This window comes from Propioniciclava soli (genome assembly GCF_038502305.1).
In the GTDB taxonomy this organism is placed as follows: Bacteria; Actinomycetota; Actinomycetes; order Propionibacteriales; family Propionibacteriaceae; genus Propioniciclava; species Propioniciclava soli.
In genome coordinates this window covers 2,733,152-2,755,249 of the sequence record NZ_CP115965.1, presented here as the reverse complement: position 1 = coordinate 2,755,249, position 22,098 = coordinate 2,733,152, and the positions used below count along the sequence as shown (strand labels likewise).

Below are 22,098 nucleotides of genomic sequence, written 5' to 3'. Positions count from 1 at the left end.
GTGAGGCCGTGGCCGGCGGGCCGCGGCCTCAGACGACGTGGATCGTGATCATCGACCCCTTCGGCACCGCGGTGCCCTCGGCGGGCTCGATGCGCAGGACGAGGCCGAGCTGCCCGCTGACCAGCCGGTTGTACTGGGTGCGGAAGCCGAGCGCCTGCAACTGCTCGGCGACGGCCTCGGCCCCCCGGCCGCGCAGGCCGGACGGGATCGTGACGAGTTCGGGGCCCTTCGAGACGACCATCGCGACCGCGTCCCCGCGGTGGAGCGTGCCCGCGGCGGGCTCCTGGCTCATGACGACGCCGCGGGCGACGGTGTCGCTGTGCTCCTCGGTGGCGTTCAGCGTGATCGCGTTCTCCTCGGCCCACGCCTGGGCGTCGCTGGCGGCCTCGCCGGTGAAGTCGGTGACCTCGACGGGTGCCGGACCGAGCGAGACGGTCAGGTCCACCGTCGTCGCGCGTCGCACCGACGTGCCGGCGTCGGTGCCCTGGGCCAGCACCTGCCCGGCGGGGGCGTCGTCGTCGTGGGCCTCGGTGACGCTCGGGGCCAGGGTCAGCGCTGCGAGGGCCGCCTCGGCCTCCGCGCGCGTCCGGCCCACCAGCTCGGGCACCGCGTAGCGCTCCGGCCCCCGCGAGACGTAGGCGGTGAGGACGCCCTCGCGCAGCACGCGCTCGCCCTCGGCCGGCTCGGTTCGGATCACCTGCCCGGCCGGCACGTCCTCGGAGTACTCCTGCTCGAACACCACGCCGAGGTCGGACGCCTGCGCCGCCGCCTGGGCGTCCACCTGCGTCAACGTCGCCAACGCCGGTGCGGTCGTCCAGCGCCCCGCAAGGAGGTACCAGCTGCCCCACCCGCCTCCGGCGAGCACGACGAGGGCCACGAGCAGGGCGACCAGGCGCCCCCAGCGCACCCGGTGGCGGCTGGGGGGCGGGTCGTCCGGGCCCAGGGTGGGTAGCGAACGGGTGATGGGGGACTGGGGGGAGTAGGGCACCGGGCCGGTGCTGTAGAACGGCGCGCCGTCGGCCGACACGTCGAAGCTCGGCGAGACGGGCGTCACCGGGGTGAACCGCCGCTCTGCGGGCATCGCCGCGTGCGGAACGGGCGGCACGGCGGCCGTGGTCTCCTCCGACAGCGTGGTCTCGCGCATGCGGGCGACGAGGTGCGCGTCCTCGGTCACGCCGCGCCCCAGCGCGGCGCGCGCCTGGCGCAGGTGGGCGAGCAGGACGCCGGCGTCCAGCGGCCGGTTGCATCGGTCGCGGTTGGCGGCGGTCGTCACCAGGGCGTCCACGTAGGCGGGGAGCGGATCGCGGGAGTCGCGCCACGTCGTCGACAACTCCATCGAGGGCGCGGTGATCTGGTGGTGGACGTGGCTGTAGGCGACCTGGATCGGCTCGTCGCCGGTGTGCGGCTTGCGGCCGGTCAGCATCTCGTACATGACGATGCCCAGGCTGTAGACGTCCGAGCGCGCGTCGGCACGGCCGCGCGTCACCAGCTCGGGCGCGATGTAGCTCACCGTGCCGATCACCAGGCCCGTCGTCGCGGCGTGCGACTGCGCGGTGATGGCGCGGGCCAGGCCGAAGTCCGCCACCTTGACCTCGCCCCGGTCGGAGATCAGGACGTTCTCGGGCTTGACGTCGCGGTGGATGATCCCGGCCGCGTGGGCGGCAGCGAGCGCCGAGCAGACCGGTTCGAGCAGGTCGAGCACACGGCCCGGCTCCATCGGCGCCTCGCGGGTGATGAGATTACGCAGGGTGCAGCCCTGCACGTATTCCATGACGATGTAGGGCCGGCCGTCGTCGGAGCCCTGGTCGAAGACGCTCACCACGTTGGGGTGGGAGAGGTGCGCGGCGGCCCGCGCCTCGGCGTCGAAGCGGCGGGCGAAGTCGTCGGCGTCGCCGAGACCGTCGTTCATGATCTTGATGGCGACGGTGCGGGAGAGCCGCAGGTCCTGGGCCAGGTAGACGGTGGCCATGCCGCCGCGCGCAAGCTTGCTGACGACCTCGTAGCGGTCGTCCAGCACGTGGCCGATGAGGCCGTCGCGGCTGCGCTCACTCGTCAACACAAGGACTCTCCAGGCACGGATCGGGGAAGGAAGAGGCGTGCCCGCCTTGTCGGTGAGTGTAGGCGGCGCGGGGGAGCGGTCCACCTGCGACCCGCCGGTGATGCCGTTCGGCTCGGGAGGGAATGTGCCATGCTGGCCGTGTGACCGCTCTGATGGGAATCGCGACCAGACTGAAGCTCGCGCGCCTGCTGTGGATCGCGCCTGACACCGGGGTGGTGAGTTCGCTGGCCCGGCCGGTGTTCGCCGGGGGAGCCGACATCATTGCCCTGGCCGATGATCCGTCCGACCCGATCGCCGACGCCACGGCCGACGACGCGCTGGCCGGCATCCTGGAGGCGGCCCGTGTGACCCAGGGTCTGTCCGGCTACTTCGGACGCACCGTGTCGGCCGCCAAGCTCTCCCCGGACGTCGTCGTGTTGGTGGACCCGGAGGCGAACACCGCCCGCGCCCGCCAGCTGTTGGGGGAGTGGTCGGTCATCGGCCGGGAGTGCCACGACAGGGCTGCCGTGGACGCCGCCCTGGCCGACCCCTGTGTCGACTTCCTGCTCGTCGGACCCGGCCTCGAACTGGTGCGGTACGCCGCCTCCGTCGCGCCGGCCCAGGACCCGGATGCCAAGCCCTGGTTTGCGGTGCGCGGCATCAGCCCGCGGAGCCTGGACGCCGTCGTGCGGGCCGGCGCGATGCGCGTGGCGGTCGGCGCCGCGATCACCGACGCCGCCGACCCTGGCGCCGTGGCGTCCGCCCTGAAGAACGGGCTGCGCGAGGCGTGGAACGCGGACGCGCGCATGGAAGAGGTCACCCGCTCGGCGTTCGGCGGGGGGCCCAAGCTGACGTTCCCGCCCAGCCCCGGTGCCGCCGACGGGGAGATCGAGCTGTAGTTCGTCGGCAGTTCTGCCGGCGGCCGTTCAGTAGGAGCGACGCACCGCCTTGTGCGCGAGGGCGATCAGGCCCGCCCGGCCGGTCGCGGTGAGGTCGGACGCCTCGAGCGCGGCCAGTGCCGCGGTGAATTCCCGGTCGATCTCGGCCTCGACGGCCTCCCGGGCGCCCGAGGCCACGATGATCTTCCGGGCCGCCTCGGCGTCCTTCGCGCTGAGGGCGGGGTCGCCGAACAACCCGGCGAGCGTGGCGGCGTCCGCCTCGGACGCCCGCGCGAACGCCTCGACCGCCAGCAGGGTCAGCTTGCCCTCGCGGAGGTCCTCGGCGGAGGTCTTGCCGGTCAGCGCCGCGTCGCCGAACACGCCCAGCACGTCGTCGCGGTACTGGAACGCCCGGCCCAGCGGTTGGCCGAACGCGCTGAGGGCGTCCAGCTGCGCAGGTGAGGCGCCGGCCAGCGCCGCCCCCACCAACAGCGGCCGCCGCACGGTGTAGGAGGCCGATTTCCAGGTGACGACCGTGCGCACCAGATCGGTCAACTCGGCCCGGCCCTCCGGCGTCCGGGCCGTGGGGTGGGGGTGTTGCGCCTGGGCGAGCACATCGAGGTACTGGCCGGCCGTGACCTCGGTGCGCATCGCCTCCAGGTGGGGGCGGGCGCGCTCGAGGGCATCGGCGGGGAGGGCCGCGCGCCGCACCATCTCCTCGCTCCACATCAACAGCAGGTCGCCGAGCAGGACGGCGCCGGCGCGGCCGAAGGCGTCCGCGTCACCGCGCCAGCCGGCCCCGGCGTGGTCGCCGGTGAACTGCACGTGGGCGGCCGGGACGCCGCGGCGGGAGTCGGAGGCGTCCATGACGTCGTCGTGGACGAGGGCGGCGACGTGCAGCACGTCCAGCGACGCCGCGGCGGCGACCACGCCGCCCGGCAGGCACGGGTCGCCCCCGCCGGCCACCCAGCCCCAGGCGCAGAACGCGGGCCGCAGACGCTTGCCGCCGGCGGTGAACAGGCGGGCACGGTCGATGAGGGGGGTGAGCCGGGGATCGATGGCGGCGAGCACCCCGGCCTGCGCGTCGAGGTGCGTCGCGAGGGCGTCCGACACGGCGTGGGTGAAGGCGTCGGCGAGCGGGGCATCGGGAGCGAGCGTGACCACGGGTTGAGCCTATCCGGACGCCGTCCGCGCGGCTGTCCTAGGGTTGCGCGCATGCCTGCGTCCCCCCTCGTCGAACGTCTCAGCGAGCCCGGACGCCCCACCTTCAGCTTCGAGTTCTTCCCGCCCAGCGACGACGCCGGCGTCCAGCAGCTCATCGGCACCGTGGACGCCCTCGGCCCGCTCGCGCCCGACTGGGTGTCGGTCACCTACGGCGCGACTGGGGCGGCGCGGTACAAGACGTTCTCCGCCGTCGGGGCGATCCGCGGCCAGACCGCGACGCCCACCATGGGGCACCTCACGGTGGCCGGGCAGAGCACGGCCGAGGTGCGCCGGGCCCTGGAGTCCTACGAGCGCCTGGGGGTGACGCACATCCTGGCGTTGCGCGGCGACCCCACCTACGGGGAGCGGTTCGCCCCCCACGCGGACGGGCTGCGCACCGGCACCGACCTGGTGCGGCTCGCCAAGCAGTCCGGCGACTTCACGGTCGGTGTCGCCGCGTTCCCCGACGTCCACCCCGACGGTTCGGCCGAGCTCGACGCGCGCATCCTGCTCGAGAAGCAGGAGGCCGGTGCGGAGTTCGCGATCACCCAGCTGTTCTTCTCGGTGGACGCCTACGTCGCGCTCGTCGACCGGTTCCGGGCCCTCGGTGGCACGATGCCGATCGTCGCGGGCATCATGCCGGTGACCGTGCCGAGCCAGATTGAACGCTTCGCGCACCTCTCGGGCGCGCGGATGCCAGCCGAGGTCGAGGCCACGTTGCGCGCCGCGGCGGAGGACCGCGACCGGTTCCGCGCCGTCGGCATCGACCTGATGACCCGCCTCGCCGACGACGTGCTCGCCGCCGGCGCCCCGGGGCTGCAGTTCTTCACGCTCAATCGCGCCCGGGCGACCGCCGAGATCCTGGCGCGCCTCCGCGCCATGCCCGTGCGGACGGCCTGAGCGCCCGGGCCGGCCGGAGCCTCAGTTCCAGACGATCGAGTCGAGCAGGATGTCGGCCTCGGCGTCCGTGACCGACATCAACATGATGAGGGCCACGGAGCCGCCCTCGGCCTTGGCGAGCACGGTCTGCGGCCCCCCGTCCTGGTTCACCGCGTACCTGCGCATCGCCACGCCGCCGACCGTGCGGGGCTCCAGCACCTGCAGCTCACCGTCGGTCTGGGACTCCACCAACCAGTCGAGCTGTTCGACCGGCACCGGGGCCTGCGTGGGCATCTCCTGCCCCATGATGGTGATGATGTTGTCGTCCGTCGGCCCCTCGGCCCAGAGCTGGACGATCCCGACCATCTCGCCGAAGTCGTCGGCCATCGCCTCGGTCCGGTCGGTGTAACGGGCGGGCAGGGTGCCGCTGGCGACCTCGACGGCGAAGGAGGCCCCCACCGCCGCGGTCGGGGTCGGGGTGGGGGTGGGGGTCACCGAGGGTGCGGTCGTGACCGGGCTGGCCGTCACCACCGGCGCCGTTGCGGCCGGACTCGACGCGGAATCACCGGGGGCAGTGCACCCGACAACCCCGCTGAGCGCGACCGCAGCGAGCCAGACGCGTGCGGCTCGCGCGGCACGGGGGGTGAGCTGGGGCATGGTGTCCTCCGATCGGTATCGGCGCGGTGGTGGATCCGGCGGGGCTGACACTACCCGTGACCGTCCCGGCCGGGACCGACGGCGCATCATCGCGCGCGGTACGACCCTGGTGGGACGTTCGGCCAGTCTTCGGTCGGGTTCGCGCGTCGGACGTCGCCGGGCCCCCCGCGGGCACCCTAGGCTCACCGTCATGACGACGCTGTTGCCCCGGCCCGCCGAGACCGACACCGCCGCGTCCCCGCCCCCCGCCCCCGCGCCGGCCCGCCGGCCGGACGGGTGGCTCCTGCTGGCGCTCGCCGTGATCCTGGGCTCGTCCCTGGCCGTGGCGTTCCAGGCATTCAACCTGTTGTGGGGCCCCGTCGTCCTGGGCCTGGCCCTTGGCTGGTTGGCACTGGGCCTCGTCATCACCGCGCTGGTCACGCGGCGCGCCGAGGGCCCCCACCGGCGCACCGATCGGCGGGCCGTCTTCGTCGCGCTCGGCTGGTGCACGCTGGTCGCCCTGGTGGGTGGCTCGTGGTGGGTCGGCTCCGGCCCGCACGCGACCACTGCGCTCGTGACCTCGTCGGTCGCCGCGCTGGCCGTCGTGCCGCTCGGGGTGGTCGGCCTCCGGCTGCGCCGCGCGAGCCGCTGAACGGCGTCCGCCCCGCACCCCCGGCAGGCGCAATCAGTCGGGCAGGTCGGCCCGCCAGGCTCCGGGCCCGCCCACGTCGAGGGTGACAAGCCGCTGCGTCGGGCGGGTGAGCGCGACGTAGAGCACCCGGATGCCGCCGGGGCTCTCCGCGACGATCTCGTCCGGGGCGACCACGACGACGCCGTCGTACTCCAGGCCCTTGGCCTCCAGCGGCGAGACGAACAGCACGCGAGAGCGGGCCTCCGGGGTCACCGCGTCGTCCAGCTTCGCACCCACCCCTTGGCCCAGAGCGGCCAGCCGCGACGGCGGCACGATCACGCCGACGGTGCCGCCGACCTCGCCGGTGAGCCGGGCGACGGCGTCCGCCACCGCACCCACCAGCTCCGGCTCGCCCGCGCTCAGCAGGGCTGGCTCGACGCCGGTGGACCGCACGGCGTGCGGCAGGTCCGCCGTCGGGTGGTGCGCCTTCACCACGCGGGCCGCCAGCGCGAAGACCTCCGCCGGCGAGCGGTAGTTCACCGAGAGGCGGAACTCGCGGTGGGGGGCGCGGCCGATGAGGTCGCGCACGGCCCGGCCGACCTCGTCGAGATCCGGCCAGGAGCTCTGGGCCAGATCGCCCACCACCGTCCACGACGCCTGCGAACCGCGCCGCCGCAGCATGCGCCACTGCATCGGGGTGATGTCCTGGCTCTCGTCGACCAGCACGTGGGCGTAGGTCTCGTGGGCGTCGTCGGTGAGCGACTCCGCCGCCTCGGCCCGGCCCGGCTCGGTGGTCACCAACTCGGAGACCTCGGCGCCCTCGAGCAGGAACAGCGTCGGGTCGACCTCCTCCTCCACCGGGACCGGCCCCAGCAGCGCGGCCAGCTCGTCGAGCAGGGCGGTGTCGGCGACGGTCCAGGGCCGGTCCGCGGCGCGGGACGCGACCAGCAGGGCCTGCTCGTCGGCGTCCAACAACCCGCCGGCCACCCGCTCCACCACCCCGGGGTCGCCCAGCCGCCGCAGCACATCGGTCGGCGACAGCGCCGGCCACCACGCGTTGAGGAACATCTGGAACGGCGCCGACGAGGCGATCAGGTCGTCCACCGCCTCCGGCTCGAGGTCGAGGTCGGCCGGCACCTGCCCGGCGAGCGCGGCGGTGAGTGCCCGCTCGGCGGCGTCCCGCGCGAGGTTGACCTTCTGGTGGGCGAGGATGTTCGCGCGCAGGCGGGCGAGCTGGCCCTCGTCCAGCTTCAGCACGTTGCCCTTCACCGTGACGCGCAGCGACAGCCCGTCGGCGCCGGGGTCGACCAAGGGCAGGTTCACGAGGTTCCGCAGCACCGACACCATGCGCAGACTGCCCTTGACGAACGCGGTGGGGGCATCGTCCACCACCTCGGCGGTGAGCCCGCCGAGCGCGTCGGACGCTACGTCCCCGATCGCGCGCAGGGTCACCGAGTCCTCCCCGAGGCTGGGCAGCACGCGCTCGATGTAGTTCATGAACACCGGGCCCGGCCCGACGACGAGGATGCCGCCACGCTCGAAGCGGCGCCGGTGGGAGTACAGCAGGTAGGCGGCCCGGTGCAGCGCCACGACGGTCTTGCCCGTGCCGGGCCCGCCGCTGATGATCGTCACGCCCGCGTGGTCGGCGCGGATCGCCTCGTCCTGCTCGGCCTGGATGGTGGCGACGATGTCGCGCATCCGCGTGCCCCGCGCCCGGGAGAGCGACGCCATGAGGGCGCCCTCGCCGATGATGGGCAGGCCGTCGCGGTTGGCGTCCGTGTCGAGCAGGTCGTCCTCGATGCCGATGACCTGTTCGTTGCGGCAGCGCAGGACGCGGCGCCGCACGACGTCCATCGGGTTGGTCGCGGTCGCCCGGTAGAACGGCTCGGCGGCCCGCGCCCGCCAGTCGATCACCAGGGGCTCGTACTCCTCGTCGCGGACGCCGATGCGGCCGATGTAGCGCACCTCGCGACCGTCGGAACCGGTGGAGTCGCCCGTCTCGTCGAGGTCGAGCCGGCCGAAGACCAGGCCCTCGTGCTCGGCGTCCAGCGTCGCGAGGCGGCGCGCGGCCTGGAAGGCGAAGGCGTCGCGCTCGAACATCGCCGTGCCGTCCTCCTCGCGCATCCAGCTCTGGCGGTCCGAGGTGTAGATCGCGCGTCCCGTCCTCGCGGCGGAGCGAGCGGAGAGGGTCGCCTCCTCCAGTCGGGCGTGGACGGCATCCACGTGTGCCTGCTCAGTGGCCAGCTCGCGTGCGAGCAGCTCTGCATCGTTCAAGAGTCGTCCTGCCTGGTGACCGTGACATGACCAAGACCTGACATCCTACCGCGCCCGTCCATGGCCCTGGTGGGTGTTCGTCGGCCGAATGTCCTCCCCCGTGAGGTGCGCGTGGGCGGCGTAGGACGCCAGCGCCCCGCTGAGCACCTGGGCCCACGGTTCTGCCCCGCCCGGGCTGGAGGCGTGGGCGACGAATCGGCCCGGGGCGCTGGGGTCGGCGAGGCGGGGGCGGGCCAGCAACTGGTCGACGAAGGTGTCCCGCGGCCGCCAGCGGCGGGGGCGGTGCCAGGTGAGGCCGGGGTCGCGCGTGTCGATCGTGACGGCGGCGGCCGGCGTTGTTGCGGTGGTGGGGACGCCCCGGGCGGCGATCCGGCCGCGCAGCACGTCGACCAGGGCGGACGCCGGCGCCGGGGCACCCGCGGCGTCCACGAGCTGCCACCGGCCGAACGTGCGGTCGATGCTGAGGCGGGAGGTGAGCCAGGCGGGCGCGTCGGCCGGGTCCAACCCCCGGTCGGTGGCGACGGCGCGGACGCGGTCGGCCAGCACGGGGTGCCGGAGGTCGCGGGCCACGTGCGCCAGGCTGCGCCGGGGGTCGAGCCCGGCGCGGGCCACCGCGGCGTCGGTGAGTTCGGCCTCCAGGCCGAGGGGACGCAGCGCCTGCCAGGTGCGGTCGGCGGCGTCGACGAGGTCGCGCCAGGCGGCGGCGGCGTCCTCGCCGAGGGCGTCGACGTCGCGGTACCACTGCTCCCCGCGGTCGCCGGGGCTGTCGGGGTGGGGCACGAGTTCGAGGCCGTGGAGGCCCAGCGCGCCCTTGGCGGGGCGGCCCGACTTGGTGAACAGGTCGCGCCACGGGGCGGGGAAGTCGACCACCACCGAGCCCGCCGTCGCGCCGAGCTGGGCGGCAAGCGCGTCCGGCCAGCCGGGGTCGGGCTCGACCAGGGTGACGTCGTGGCCGACGTGGGCGAGCCGGGCGGCGGCGGCGACACCGGCGACGGTGCCGCCGAGGACGGCGACGGTGCCCACGTCAGGCGGGGGTGGGGGCGTGGCGGTCGCGCCAGCGCTGGAAGGACGCCCACCCGCGGCGGATGCGGGACGCCAAGTACCACAGGGCGCCCAGCCCCGCCAGCAGCAGGATGCCGAAGACGACCGCCGCGGCCACCGGCGCCACCGCGACGAGGGTGGCGACGCCGGTGACGGCCACGTCGCCCGCCGACGAGGCGGCCACGTTGGTCACCGGCTCGGGGGAGGTGTTCACCGCCAGGCGGATCCCGGCCTTGGTGAGGTGGCTGACCAAGGCGGTGACGCCCCCGACGGCGGCCAGGGTGACCGTGGTGAGGTCGCCCGTGGCGCCGGCCCACAGGGCACCGATCGCCGCGCCGGCGATGGGGCGGATCACGGTGGAGACGGCGTCCCAGGCGGAGTCGACGTACGGGATCTTGTCGGCCACCACCTCGATGAGGCACAGGACGCCGACGACGACCAGCACGTCGGTGCGCTGGAACCCGGCCGGGACGCCGTCGATGCCGGCGAAGCGGCCCAGCAGCCCCAGCACCAGCACGGTGGCCCAGGCGTTGACGCCGCTGGCCCACCCGGAGGCGAAGGCGGCGGGGAGCATCTCCATGGACGCCGAGGGTACTGGGCGGGGGTGACAGCGCGCACGCGCCGTTCGGGCTCCGTTCACCACAATGTCATCCATTCGTCGCTGGTGGTACGGCCCACCCCCGTGCCGGCCACGCCCCCGGCGCGCCTAGAGTGGAATGGTTCAGGGCGGCGGACGCCGTCGCGCGCGCGGGTGGGGAGGGTTGCGGTGGGCAACGCACTGGAATTCATCAAGGGTGTCGACAAGCTGCATGCCTTCTACACCGAGAACGTCCGCATGCTCGCGCACGCCTACGACCTCTCCGACGAGGAGGCCGCCCGCATCCTCGAGACGTACGACTTCCGCAACGTGGCGCGCTCGATCCTGCGCCCACCGCGGGTCGACCTGATGGAGCGCCTCGGCGACTGACGCAGGGCTCCCCGCCAGGGATGAGGGCGGCTGCGCGCACGGTCGGACGTCGGGGCCGCTCGGGGCGCAGGGGCATCCCGACCGTGGAGCGACGCGCCGGCGTCCGGGGCGGCGTAGGTTCACCAGAGTGAGTCGTGGGTTCGGCCGCCGGGGGGCGGCCCTGGCGTGCAGTGTCCTTCTCGTCGCGTGCGCACCCGCTGCGTCCGTGACGCCGTCGCCGTCCGCCCCGGGGTGACGCCCCCGGCAGCCGTGGCGGCCCCGGCGACGTGGGCCAGCGACCAGCTCGTCGAGAATCGGCCCGACCGGCCCGTGTTCCTCGCCTGGCCGGTGGTGCCGGACGCCGCGCCGCTCGGCACGGCGGTGCGCGCCTGGCTGGACGAGCGTCTGGAGGTCTTCCGTGCCGACGAGATCCCCAGCGAGGAGGCGCCGCCCGAGCTCAACGGGCAGTGGGCGGCGACCCTCGACGAGCCGGGCGGCATGGTGGGTGTGCGCGTGGAGCTGTACGAGTTCAGCGGTGCCAACGGGGCGCTGACCTCGGCCACGTTCCACGCCGAGCGCGGGGCCACGGCCGCGCTGTCCGGGCGCGACCTGGTGGCCGACGAGAGCGCCGATGCGTTCGCGGACGCGACCCTGGCGGCGCTGCGGGCGGCCGGGCACCCGGTGCTCGACGACCTGGCCGCCACGCCGGCCGCGCGCGAGGCGCTGTTCGCCGACCTGACGTTCACGCGCGCCGGCGAGCTCGTCGTGCGCGTCGGCGAGGGGGTCGTGGCACCCTTCAGTGAGGGGGAGGTGGACGCCGTGGTGCCGGCCGAGGTCGCCGAGGGGTTGTTGTCGCCGAACGGGCGGCGGGTCCGGGACGCCTACGCCGCGGTCGGCCCGATCGCCGCGTCGACGCCCCCCGCTCCCGCGGCCACCCCGACGCCCGCTCCCGTGGCCACGCCGACGGCCCCGCCCACCTCGAGTTCTTCGGCCGCCCCGAGTTCGTCGGCCACCCCGAGCGCGTCGCCCGCTTCGAGTGGCGCGGCAGGGCGGGGCACTCCGGCCGCGCCGGCGGCGTCCGGCACCGCTGCGGAGCCGGTGGACTGCGCGGCCACGCCGTGCGTGGCGCTGACGTTCGACGACGGCCCCGGGCCGCACACGACCCGGTTGCTCGACCTGCTGGCCGCCCGGAAGGCGCCGGCCACGTTCTTCCTGCCCGGCCAGAACGTGGCCCGACAGCCGGGGTTGGTGCGCCGGATGGCGGCCGAGGGGCACGAGATCGGCAACCACACGTGGGATCACCAGCAGCTCACCAAGCTGGGCCGGGCCGGCCAGCGCGAGGAGGTGGAGCGGGCGGCGGCGGCGATCGCTGCGGCCGGCGCGACGCCGACGGTCTTCCGGCCGCCCTACGGCTCGCGCAACGCCACCACCGACGCCGTGGCGGGGGCCCCGGTGATCCTGTGGGACGTCGACACCCTCGACTGGAAGACCCGGGACACCGACGCCACCGTGGCGGCCGCGCTGCGCGACACCCGGCGCGGCTCGATCGTGTTGATGCACGACATCCACGCCCCGACCGTGGCTGCCGTGCCCCGCATCATCGACGGGCTGCGGGAGCGGGGCTACACCCTGGTGACCGTCTCGCAGCTGCTGGGCGACGCCCGTCCCGGCGTGGTGCACCGCCGGCGGCAGGGGGCGGACGCGGGCTCTTGACGGATTGTCGGAGGCGCCGCGTAGAGTGATCGCTCCATCGAACTTCTGTTCGAAAGGGGAGGGTGGTCATGCGGCGGTACGACGAACCGATCGAGGTGCGCTCGGGTGAGGTGGACGGCGAGCTCGCCCCCGTCCAGTTCCTGTGGCGGCGCCGGCTGTGGCGGGTGCTGAGCGTCGAGACACGGTGGAAGGAGACCGCGGACTGGTGGTCGCGCGGGGCCGGGGGGCGCGCGGAGGCGTCCATCGGGGCGGACGCGGACGCCGACCTGCTCGCCGAGTCGGAGGTCTGGCGGGTGGTGGCCTCACCGGGGGCGTCGGCCTCCCCGGGTGTCTACGAGCTGGCGCATCCCGTCAGCCACGACGCCTGGTCGCTGCGGGCGGTGGTGGACTGATGCCCGCCCTCGACGTCCCCGGACCCCACCGCACGTCTCACCGCGCGGGCCCCCTGGTGGCCGAGGGTGGGGCCGAGAACGGGGGCGGGGCGGTCGACGACGTCACCGCCGCGCTGGCCGTCGCGGAGGACGCCGTGCGCCCGGCGACCCGCTACCTCGCCGCCCACGCCGCCGCGCTGCGGGTGGCCGCGGCGGTGCTGGCGGTGCGGCGGCCCCGGCTGCGCGGGCGGCGCGGGGTCTGGGAGGTGGTGGCCGCCGTCGCGCCCGAGCTGGGCGAGTGGGCGGCCTACTTCGGCACCCTCGAGCTCAAGCGGCAGGCCGTCGCGGCGGGGGCGTCCGGGCTGGTCGGCACCCGCGAGGCGGATGACCTCGTGCGCGATGCCGGCGCGTTCGCGCAGGCCGCGGCCTGGTACTGCGGCGGGGGTGTGCGGCATGGGTGACCCGTTCGTCCACCTGCGGGTCGCGTCGGGCTACTCGCTGCAGTACGGCACCGCGCACCCGTCGGCGCTCGTCGCGCAGGCGGCGAACCATGACATGGACACCCTCGCCCTCACCGACCGCGACGGGCTCTACGGCGCCATCCGGTTCGCCAAGGCGTGCCTGGGGGCGGGCGTCGCCCCGGTGGTCGGGGCCGATCTCGCGGTGGAGCGGGACGGCCGTCGGGCGGCCGGCGCCGGCTGGACGCGGGGCGGCGACGCGCTGCCCCGCGTGGTCGTGCTCGCCGAGTCGCGACGCGGCTGGGGTTCGCTGTGCCAGCTGGTCTCGGCCACCCACGCGCGCGGTGAGCGCGGCAAGCCGGTCGCCAACCGGCTCCTCGTCGGCGCCCACGCCACCGATGTCGTCGTCGTCCTCGGCCCCGACTCCGACCTGGGGGAGGCCCTCGCCGAGCGCGACGACGCCCGGGCCGAGGCCGTCCTGGCGGCGTGGCGGGCGGTGCTGGAGGACCACCAGATCGTCCTCGGCGTCACCAACCACCACGTCGCGCCCGGCCCGGGGGGCTGCGCGGTCGGGTCGGCGCGCCTGGCGGGGCGCATGCTCGCCTTCGCCGACGCCCACGGGCTGGCCGGCGTCCTCACCAACGCCGTCCGCATGGCCCGTCGCGCGGACGCCCCGGTCGCCGACGTGCTGGACGCCGCCCGCCGCCTGGTGCCCCTCGACGTCCGCAACGTCGACCGGCGCAACGCCGAGGGGTACCTCAAGTCGGGCAAGGACATGGTCGCGACCGCCGAGGAGGTCGCCCGCCTCGCCGGCCGGCCGGACGCGACCCGCCTGTTCGGCGACACCCGGCACCTGGCGCTGCGCTGTCGCCTCGACCCGCGGGCCGATCTGGGGCTGGGGGAGATCCACCTGCCCGAGTTCGCCGGGGGCATCGGCGAACTGCGCGCCCGGTGCGAGGCCGGGCTGGCGGCCCGCTACGGCGCGGCGCCGGCGGCCACGCACGACCGGCTGGCCGACGAGCTGGGCGTCATCGAACAACTGGGGTTCGCGGCGTACTTCCTCACCGTCGCCCAGGTGGTCGACACGGTGAAGGAGATGGGCATCCGCGTGGCGGCGCGCGGCTCGGGGGCGGGCAGCCTCGTGAACTACTGCCTGGGCATCTCGGGGGTCGACCCGATCCGCTACGACCTCATCATGGAGCGGTTCCTCTCCCCGCTGCGCCGGGCGCTGCCCGACATCGACATCGACGTGGAGTCGGCCCGGCGGCTGGAGGTGTACGACCGGGTGTTCGCCGATTTCGGCGCCGACCGGGTCGCCGCGGTGGCGATGCTGGAGACGTACCGCGTCCGCCACGCCATCCGCGACACGGGCGCGGCGATGAGCCTGCCGCCGGGGGACGTGGACGCGTTGGCCAAGGCCTTCCCGCACATCCGCGCCCGCGATGTGCGCCACGCGCTGCGCGAGCTGCCCGAGCTGCGGCGGCTGAAGGTGGCCGACACCCAGCTGGAGACGCTGTTCACCCTGGTGGAGTCCCTCGACGGGCTGCCCCGGCACGTGGCGCTGCACCCGTGCGGGGTGATCCTGTCCGACGCCACGCTAGGGGAGCGGACGCCGGTCGAGGCATCGTTCGGCGGGTACGCGATGAGCCAGTTCGACAAGGACGACGTGGAGGACATCGGGTTGTTGAAGCTCGACATCCTCGGCATCCGGATGCAGAGCTCGATGGCGCACGCCGTCGACGAGGTGGCGCGCGTCACGGGCGAGCGGGTGGACGTGGACGCCCTGGCGCCGTACGAGGACGCCGACGTGTACGGCATGATCGGCCGCGCGGAGACGATCGGCTGCTTCCAGATCGAGTCGCCGGGCCAACGCGAGCTGGTGGGCAAGTTCGGGCCGCGGGAGTTCAACGACCTGGTCATCGACATCAGCCTGTTCCGGCCCGGGCCGGTGAAGTCCGACATGGTCGTGCCGTTCCTGCGCGCCCGCAACGGGTGGAACGAGGCCAGCTACCCCCACCCCGACCTGGTGCCCGCCCTCGCGGAGACCCAGGGGGTCGTCGTGTTCCACGAGCAGGTGATCAAGCTGGTCGCCGTCATGACCGGCTGCTCGCTCGCCCACGGCGACGAGGCGCGGCGCGCGCTCGGCTCGACGCAGGGGCAGGAAGACGTGCGGCGCTGGTTCGTGCCCGCCGCGCGGGCGCGGGGCTACGACGAGGCGCTGATCGGGCACGTGTGGGAGGTGCTGGTCGCGTTCGCGTCGTTCGGGTTCTGCAAGGCCCACGCGGCGGCGTTCGCGCTGCCCACCTACCAGTCGGCGTGGTTGAAGTGGCACCACCCGGCCGCCTTCATCGCGGGGCTCCTCACCCACGACCCCGGCATGTACCCCAAACGGCTCATCCTGGAGGAGGCGCGGCGCGTCGGCGTCCCCATCCTGCCGCTGGACGTCAACGCCTCCGACGCGGTCCACCGGATCGAACCGGTGGCCGACGCCGGGCCCCCCACTGCCTTGGGTGCTACGGGGCAGCCGCGTTCGGCGGTGGCCGTCCACACCCTCGGCATCCGGCTGGCGCTGAGCGAGGTGAAGGGCATCACGGACGCCGAGATCGACCGCATCGCGAGCGGTCGGCCCTACGCGGGGGTCGTCGACTTCTGGCAGCGGGCCCGCCCGTCGAGCGACGTCGCCGAGCGCCTGGTGCTGGCCGGGGCGTTCGACACGCTGTACCGCATCGGCGGCCCGCGGCGCATCGACGCCCGGGGCGTCGTCACCCGCCGCGACCTGTTGCTCACCCTCGCCGACCTCGCCCGGGCCGATCGGGTGGACGCCCGCGCCCACGGCCGGGCCCGCGGCCTGGGCAGCCAGGGGGCGACCACGGAGCAGGCCGTCCAACTGGCGTTCGACTTCGCCCCGCCGGCCGAGGCCACTCCCGCCGACCTCGCGTTCCCGACCCGGGGTGCGTTCCCCGCCGACGTCGCGCTGGCGGCCGACGTGGCGTTGCCGGCCGACGTCCGCCCGTCCGGGTTGCCCGAGATGACCGCGACCGAGCGGCTGGAGGCGGAGCTGGCGGTGCTCGGCCTGGACGCCACGCGCCACGTGCTGGCCGAGCACCGGGACTTCCTGGACGCGATCGGGGTCACCTGGTCCGACCAGTTGCTCCAGCGGCGCAGCCAGAGCCGGCTCCTGGTGGCCGGGGTGAAGGTGGCGACGCAGACGCCGCCCGTGAAGTCGGGGCGCCGGGTGGTCTTCGCGACGCTCGACGACACCCGGGGCCTGGTGGACCTGACGTTCTTCGAGGACGCCCAGGGCCCCTTCGCCACCACGGTGTTCAACAGCTGGCTGCTGCTCGGGGTGGGGGAGCTGCGGCGCACCGGTCCGCGCGGGGTGTCGCTGCGGGCGATCGGGGCGTGGGACCTGCTGCAGCTGCGGGAGCGGTGGGCGTCCGTCCTGGAGGCCACCGGCGATCCGGACGCCGCCGCCGCGGCCGTGCGGGCGGTCATCGACACCGACCTCGCGGCGCAGGAGGAGGCCAACGCCGCCCGCGACCGGGCCCGCGCCGAGTGGGACTGGAACGCCAAGGCGGAGGGTCGCCCCTGGGCCGACGAACCCCGCGCCGACGAACCCCGCGCCGACGGGCCTGCCACCGACCGGCCCCCCGTCAACCGGCCCCGGGCCGACACCGAGCACGCGGGCGCCGCCGGCGGCATGGGGCAGCGCCGGGTGTTGGTGCACCCCAGCGGGTTCGTGCAGTCGCCCTACACCGACGTGGCGCCGGCGGGGGAGTCGCCCAAGCAGATCCCGAAGCGCTACGCCGACCCGGGGCGCAAGCTGTGGCACTCCAGCCAGGGGTCGTCCGGCCGGTGACCGGGGGAGCGGGGTGCTTTTGTCGGACCCACCCCCTACCATCGGATGGGTAAGTGTGTTCGAATCGTCGAGGAGGTCCGTCCGTGCCGGTCATCGCCCACGTCGACATGGACGCCTTCTACGTCGAGGTGGCCCTGCGCGAGCGTCCCGAGCTGCGCGGGCGTCCGGTGTGGGTGGGCGGGGCCAGCCGCGGGGTGGTGCTGTCGGCGTCCTACGAGGCGCGGGCGTACGGGGTGGAGGGGGGCATGTCGTCCACGCGCGCGCGCCGGTTGTGCCCGGATGCGGTCGCGATCCGGCCCGACTACGACGCCTACGAGGAGGTCTCCGACGGGGTCTTCGCGATCTTCGCCTCGATCACGCCGACCGTCGAGAGGGTCAGCCTCGACGAGGCGTTCCTCGACCTGACGGGCACCGGCCGGCTGCTGGGGGGGCCGGTCGAGGTGGGCGAGCTGATCCGGGCGATGGTCGCCGACGAGCAGGGCGTGCCGTGTTCGGTGGGGATCGCGCCCACCAAGCTCATCGCGAAGATGGGCTCGAACGCGGCCAAGCCGAACGGGCTCGTGCAGGTGCAGCCGGGGGAGGTGGTGAGCTTCCTGCACCCCCAGCCGGTCGAGAAGATCTGGGGGGTGGGCCCGGCCATGACCGCGTCCCTGCACAAGCTCGGCCTCACCACGATAGGCCAGGTGGCGCACACGCCGAAGTCGACGCTGCAGCGCGCCCTCGGGGCGCGGGCCGGCGCCGAGCTGTGGGAGCTGGCCTGGGGCATCGACGGTCGCCGTGTGGTCGCCACCCCGGCCGACCGCAGCGTCGGCAACCAGGAGACCTTCGACCGTGACACCGACGACCCCGCCGTCATCGCCACCGAGCTGTTGCGGATCAGCGCGCGGGTGGCCTCCCGGATGCGTCGGGCGGGTCTGGTGGGCAGGACGGTGACCCTCACGCTCCGTTTCGCGGATTTCCGCACGGTGCAGAAATCGCTGACCCTGGCGGCGCCCACCGACGGAACCGACGCCCTCCACGCGGCGGCGCTCCGGCTCTGGGCCGCCTTTCGGCTGGAGCGGCCGCGGATCCGGCGGGTCGGCGTCCGGGTCGAGGGTTTGGTCGAGGCGGGTCAGGTCGCCACCCAACCCGCTCTTGACGAGCCCGAACACGGCTGGCGCGATGCGGAACGGGCCGCGGACGCCGTCGTGGCGCGCTTCGGCCCGCACGCGCTGGTCCGGGCGGCGCTCACCGGCCCGAAACGCGGTTCCGTTTGACGCCGCCGAGGCCTACACTGGGCGTCACTGCGGAGCCCGCCACGGAGGTTCATCGCAGAGCCCACCAAGGAGGGAGGCGACATGGCACTGTCCGAGAAGGAGCAGCGGCTCCTCGAGCAACTCGAAGCAGCCCTCGCCGCGGAGGACCCCAAGTTCGCCAGCACGCTACGGGGTTCGTCCCACCGCACCCTGCACCGCCGCCGGGCCGCGCTCGCCGGTCTGGGCTTCCTCGCCGGCGTGGCCGCCCTCGTCGCGGGCATGCAGGTCGCCTGGTGGCTCAGCGTCCTGGGGTTCATCGTCATGTTCGCCTTCACCATCGTCGCGCTGAGCGCGTGGCGTCACGTCGACACCGGCGGCCGTCACGAGGGCATCCGGCCCGACAAGGCGTTCACCGACCGGCCGCAGCGCCCCGACGACCGCTTCTGATCCCCACCTGAATCACTCCCCCCACACACAACCACAAGGGCGGCCCGGAGCGGGCCGCCCTTCGTTCGTCTCCGCGCCACCGCACCGCCGCGCCGCCCACGTTCCCGCTCCCCCTGGTCCCGTTCCCTGTGTTCGCGCGGCGCGCGTCCTCATCAGGCGCCCCCGCTGCGACCGCCTCGTTGCCGGGCCAGGGCGGTGAGCACGAGCTGCACCTCCTCGGCCCACGATCCGGAGCCGTCATAGGCGCCCGGCACGTCGAACAGCGCGCGTTCCGCGGCGACCGCCAGCCGCTCCAGGGCGGCGCTGGCGTCCGCATCACCCAGCCGATCCGCCAGGGCCGCCGCCGCGAACCGGGGTGACCCGGCCGGCCAGGGGAGCGCCGCGTCGGTGACGGACTCGCGCACCTCATCCCACGCGTCGAGGGTGTTGGTGCGGGCGTCGCCGGTGCCCGCGAGCCGTCGGCGGCGCCGCCGGACGCGCAGCGCCCGGGGCGCGGCCAGCGCCAGGGCAGCGATCGCGAGCACCAGCCCCAGCAGCCACCAGACTCCGACGTCCGCCCCGGCTCCCTGGCCCGGCACGGGCGCCGCGGTGGGCTGCGGCGTCGCCGCGGCCGTCGGGGTGGGCGTCGGCGTCGGAGCACCAGCGGGCGTGGGCACGGCGGTGGGCGTCGCGGACGGGCTGACGCTCGGATCGGGCACGTTCGAGCCGCCGCGCGCCGGGGTGGGTTCGAACGCCACCCACCCGTAACCGTCCAGCCACAGTTCGGGCCAGGTGTGCAGGTCGCGCGCCGTCAACTCCCAGGCGCCGGTGTTCGGGTCGTGCGTGCCGGGCACGAACCCGACCGCCAGCCGGCTGGGGATGCCGAGCTCCCGCGCGAGGATCGCCATGGCGCCCGCGAACTGCTCGCAGTACCCGCTGCGCGAGTGGAACAGGAAGTCCTCGATGGTGGCGATGCCGTCGCCCGAGCCGGTGTCCGCGGCGAGGGAGTAGGTGAACGCGTCGGAGGTCAGCCACCGCTGGATCGCCAGGGCCTGGGCGCCCGCCGTCCGGGTGCCTTCGGTGACCGTGAGGGCGAGCTCGCGCACGTCGTCCGACACGACGAGGGGAAGCTCGATCTGCTCCTGACGCCCGTCGTCCAGCGACGTCCCGGCCGTCGCGAGGAGCGCGTCGTCGGGCCGGACGTCGAGGCTGGTGACGGTGTAGCGCAGCCCCCGGGTCGCCGACGACCGGCCGGGCCCTTCCAGCGCCATCACGTCGAGGGTGTCGAGCGCGAACCCCCAGTCCCCCTCCGCGTCGAACGACAGGGGGGCGTACGGGGCCGGCAGCCACTCGCTGGCGAAGTCGCCGATCTGCACCTCGGTGACCCGACGCGTCCCCGTCCCGGGTTGCACGCCGGGGGGCGCGGGCAGGCGTCCGGTGGCGACGCGCACGTCCTGCAGCCCGAAGCCCTGCGCGGTGAAGCGGGGCAGCGTCGCGAGCTTCAGGTAGGCACCGGTCGGCTGGTCGGTGGTGTAGGTGACCACCACGTCGTCGGAGCCCTGGGCGAGGTTGCGTTTCAGGTCGAGCGACGGGTCGGACATCTGCAGCGGCGCGCGGGCGCGCGGGGCCTCCAGGTCGGGCAGGGCGTCCGCCACGGCCCAGGTGGCGACCAGGGCGCCGGCCGTCACCACGGCGGCGGACGCCGTCGCCGCTCCCCACTGCCCCGCGGGCAGGCCGTCGCCGGACGGCAGGGCAGCGAGCAGCACGAGGACGAGTCCGACGGCGAAGAGGGCGAACTCGGAGAACAGCATGGCGGTTCCGAGGCCGACCGCGACGACGGCGTACAGCGCGAGCAGCGGCACGGCGACCCCGGCGGGTCGGTTCACCACGCACGCGATCCAGTCGGCGGCGAGCGCGATCAACGCCACGAGGGCGCAGAGCAGGAACATCACGCCCGCATGGGGGGGCAGCGGCGCCGAGCCCGTGGTGATCGCGGTGACGCCCCCGGTGGCGAGGCCGGCCACCCCCAGGGCGCGCGCGGCTCCGAACCGCAGCGCCACGCCGAGCACCACCGTGGCCGCGACCACGGCGGTCTGGAGGGGCAGGGCGAGGGCCGGGGAGAGGCGCAGGGCGCGGGTCACCCAGCCGCTCACCCCGGTGACGGCGATGACGACGACGCCCCACAGCAGGGTCTCGGTGTCCCGGGTGATCTGCTGCCACGACCAGAGCTGGAGGGCCAGCGCGAGCCCGACGGCCAGGGGGAGGCGTACCGTCGGCATCAGCGCCTCGTCCCCGCCCCGGCGCGGTCCGGCAGCCAGGCCGCGGCGAGGTCCCCGTCGGGCGTGGTCGTGCGGACGTCCCAGTCGTGCCGCTCCAGGGCCGCACGGTGGTGGTCGAACTCGTTCCGGTGGGCCTCCGCGGGCGCGATCACGAGCGCGATGCGGGCGTGTCGCGAGGCGGGCAGCCCGGCGAGCAGGTCGACACTCGACGCGTCCAGCCGGCCGAGCAGCGCGACGAGGACGCCGTCACCGCGGCGGTGGAGGGCCTCGGTGGCGGCGCGCAGGTCCTCCACGCCGGTCACGTCCACGTCCACCAGCGGCTCCAACCACCGCGCCGCCGCGACGGCGGGGTCGCTCCCGGCCTCGTGGACGTCCCCGGCCGCGTCCACCAGGCCGAGCGCGTAGGACTCCTCGAGCAGCCGCTCGCCGACGGAGGCGGCGGCGTCCACCAGCCACTCGAAGGTGGGCCGGGTGTCGCCCGCCGGGGCGTGGACGCCGGCGCGCGAGTCCAGCAACAGCCAGGCGGCGGGGTCCCAGGCCGCCTCCTCGCGGCGGACCATGAGCTCACCCGTGCGCGCGGTGGTGCGCCAGTCGATGCGGCGCACGTCGTCGCCGGGGTGGTAGTCCCGCACGGTGGCGTCGTCGGGCCCGATCTGTGCGCTCCGGGGCAGGGGCGTCTCGCCCGTCTCACCGATCACGCCGAGCCCGGCGTGCGGCAGGGGGTGGACGCGCGGCGTCACGACGACCTCGGTGGCGAGGCCGGCGGTGCGGGAGAACGTCCAGAACCCCAGGACGTCCCCGGTGCGCACCGTGAGCCGCGCGAGCGGGTGGCGCCCGCGTCGCCGGGGCCGGATCGGGTAGGCGGCGTGGGTCGTGGCGCCCTGGTGCCGGGCGTCCAGCCGGATCAGGTGGGGGGCGCCCAGGAGGGGCCCCGGGTCGTCCCAGGCGGTCGCGTCCACGCCGAAGCCCGGGCGGGTGGCGGTGAAGCGGAGGCGGACGCGCGCGGTGTCACCGACCGGGGTCACCACCGGTGACACGGAGCGCTCGACCCGGAAGCTCGGCCGCGTGACCAGCGAGCTCAGCAGCGCGACGAGCGGCAGGGCGATGAAGAAGACCGCGGGCCAGAGCAGGTCATCCTGCCCCGTCCCCCACGCAGCGCCGGCCACCGTGGCGCCCAGCACGAGGGAGCCGAGGGCGCGGGAGGTCGGCCGCGGGAGCGCACGCACGGGGC

18 protein-coding genes are annotated in these 22,098 nt (G+C 74.9%); 10 read left to right on the top strand and 8 right to left on the bottom strand.

Annotated elements, in window-relative coordinates; translation table 11 throughout:
• Positions 1–28: 28 nt before the first annotated feature.
• Positions 29–2,056 (bottom strand): Stk1 family PASTA domain-containing Ser/Thr kinase, encoded by a 2,028-nt coding sequence (gene pknB, locus PCC79_RS12405; RefSeq protein ID WP_342372005.1) that lies wholly within the window; start codon positions 2,054–2,056, stop codon positions 29–31.
• Positions 2,057–2,199: 143 nt separating this feature from the next.
• Between pknB and PCC79_RS12400 the strand changes: the two genes are divergently transcribed.
• Positions 2,200–2,937: a hypothetical protein gene (locus PCC79_RS12400; RefSeq protein ID WP_342372004.1), complete on the top strand. Its 738-nt coding sequence runs from the start codon at positions 2,200–2,202 to the stop codon at positions 2,935–2,937.
• A gap of 27 nt (positions 2,938–2,964) precedes the next feature.
• Here the strand turns inward: PCC79_RS12400 and PCC79_RS12395 are convergent, their stop codons facing one another.
• Positions 2,965–4,080 (bottom strand): polyprenyl synthetase family protein, encoded by a 1,116-nt coding sequence (locus PCC79_RS12395; protein WP_342372003.1) that lies wholly within the window; start codon positions 4,078–4,080, stop codon positions 2,965–2,967.
• A gap of 51 nt (positions 4,081–4,131) precedes the next feature.
• Between PCC79_RS12395 and PCC79_RS12390 the strand changes: the two genes are divergently transcribed.
• Entirely contained in the window at positions 4,132–5,019 is an 888-nt protein-coding gene (locus PCC79_RS12390; protein WP_342372002.1) for a methylenetetrahydrofolate reductase, read from the top strand.
• A 21-nt stretch (positions 5,020–5,040) separates the two neighbouring features.
• On the opposite strand, the gene PCC79_RS12385 is transcribed toward PCC79_RS12390, so the two are convergent.
• The gene (locus PCC79_RS12385) at positions 5,041–5,526 is read right to left on the bottom strand and encodes a hypothetical protein (protein WP_342372001.1); all 486 of its coding nucleotides are present in this window, start codon (positions 5,524–5,526) and stop codon (positions 5,041–5,043) included.
• Between the two features lie 319 nt (positions 5,527–5,845).
• Here PCC79_RS12385 and PCC79_RS12380 point away from each other — a divergent pair, with 319 nt between their 5' ends.
• Entirely contained in the window at positions 5,846–6,286 is a 441-nt protein-coding gene (locus PCC79_RS12380; RefSeq protein WP_342372000.1) for a hypothetical protein, read from the top strand.
• A gap of 33 nt (positions 6,287–6,319) precedes the next feature.
• Here the strand turns inward: PCC79_RS12380 and PCC79_RS12375 are convergent, their stop codons facing one another.
• The 3 genes from PCC79_RS12375 to PCC79_RS12365 are packed head-to-tail and all read right to left on the bottom strand — an operon-like array spanning position 6,320 to position 10,160.
• Positions 6,320–8,539 carry a HelD family protein gene (locus tag PCC79_RS12375; RefSeq protein ID WP_342371999.1) on the bottom strand — a complete coding sequence of 740 codons (2,220 nt, stop codon included), beginning with the start codon at positions 8,537–8,539 and terminating at the stop codon, positions 6,320–6,322.
• Between the two features lie 45 nt (positions 8,540–8,584).
• A complete protein-coding gene (locus PCC79_RS12370; protein ID WP_342371998.1) occupies positions 8,585–9,562 on the bottom strand; it encodes a hypothetical protein in 978 nt (325 codons plus the stop codon).
• Between the two features lies 1 nt (position 9,563).
• On the bottom strand, positions 9,564–10,160 hold the full coding sequence (locus PCC79_RS12365; RefSeq protein ID WP_232548572.1) for a DUF4126 domain-containing protein: 597 nt from the start codon (positions 10,158–10,160) through the stop codon (positions 9,564–9,566).
• 186 nt (positions 10,161–10,346) lie between these two features.
• Between PCC79_RS12365 and PCC79_RS12360 the strand changes: the two genes are divergently transcribed.
• The 7 genes from PCC79_RS12360 to PCC79_RS12330 all read left to right on the top strand — a co-directional run bounded on the left by PCC79_RS12360 (position 10,347) and on the right by PCC79_RS12330 (position 18,609).
• Positions 10,347–10,547, top strand: coding sequence for a hypothetical protein (locus tag PCC79_RS12360; RefSeq protein WP_232548573.1), 201 nt, complete (start codon positions 10,347–10,349; stop codon positions 10,545–10,547).
• Between the two features lie 186 nt (positions 10,548–10,733).
• Positions 10,734–12,239, top strand: a complete 1,506-nt coding sequence (locus tag PCC79_RS12355) for a polysaccharide deacetylase family protein (protein WP_342371997.1) — start codon at positions 10,734–10,736, stop codon at positions 12,237–12,239.
• A gap of 68 nt (positions 12,240–12,307) precedes the next feature.
• Positions 12,308–12,631: a DUF6504 family protein gene (locus PCC79_RS12350; protein ID WP_342371996.1), complete on the top strand. Its 324-nt coding sequence runs from the start codon at positions 12,308–12,310 to the stop codon at positions 12,629–12,631.
• Positions 12,631–13,071 carry an SAV_6107 family HEPN domain-containing protein gene (locus PCC79_RS12345; RefSeq protein ID WP_342371995.1) on the top strand — a complete coding sequence of 147 codons (441 nt, stop codon included), beginning with the start codon at positions 12,631–12,633 and terminating at the stop codon, positions 13,069–13,071. Before PCC79_RS12350 ends, PCC79_RS12345 begins: the two co-directional genes overlap by 1 nt.
• On the top strand, positions 13,064–16,927 hold the full coding sequence (locus tag PCC79_RS12340) for a DNA polymerase III subunit alpha (protein WP_342371994.1): 3,864 nt from the start codon (positions 13,064–13,066) through the stop codon (positions 16,925–16,927). Before PCC79_RS12345 ends, PCC79_RS12340 begins: the two co-directional genes overlap by 8 nt.
• Positions 16,928–17,010: 83 nt before the next feature.
• Entirely contained in the window at positions 17,011–18,183 is a 1,173-nt protein-coding gene (gene dinB, locus PCC79_RS12335) for a DNA polymerase IV (RefSeq protein ID WP_342371993.1), read from the top strand.
• 81 nt (positions 18,184–18,264) lie between these two features.
• Positions 18,265–18,609: a DUF3040 domain-containing protein gene (locus PCC79_RS12330; protein ID WP_342371992.1), complete on the top strand. Its 345-nt coding sequence runs from the start codon at positions 18,265–18,267 to the stop codon at positions 18,607–18,609.
• 152 nt (positions 18,610–18,761) lie between these two features.
• Here the strand turns inward: PCC79_RS12330 and PCC79_RS12325 are convergent, their stop codons facing one another.
• Both PCC79_RS12325 and PCC79_RS12320 read right to left on the bottom strand, forming a co-directional pair.
• Positions 18,762–20,867 (bottom strand): DUF3488 and transglutaminase-like domain-containing protein, encoded by a 2,106-nt coding sequence (locus tag PCC79_RS12325; RefSeq protein ID WP_342371991.1) that lies wholly within the window; start codon positions 20,865–20,867, stop codon positions 18,762–18,764.
• Complete coding sequence (locus PCC79_RS12320; protein ID WP_342371990.1) at positions 20,867–22,093, bottom strand: DUF58 domain-containing protein; 1,227 nt, start codon at positions 22,091–22,093, stop codon at positions 20,867–20,869. Before PCC79_RS12320 ends, PCC79_RS12325 begins: the two co-directional genes overlap by 1 nt.
• Between the last annotated feature and the right edge of the window lie 5 nt (positions 22,094–22,098).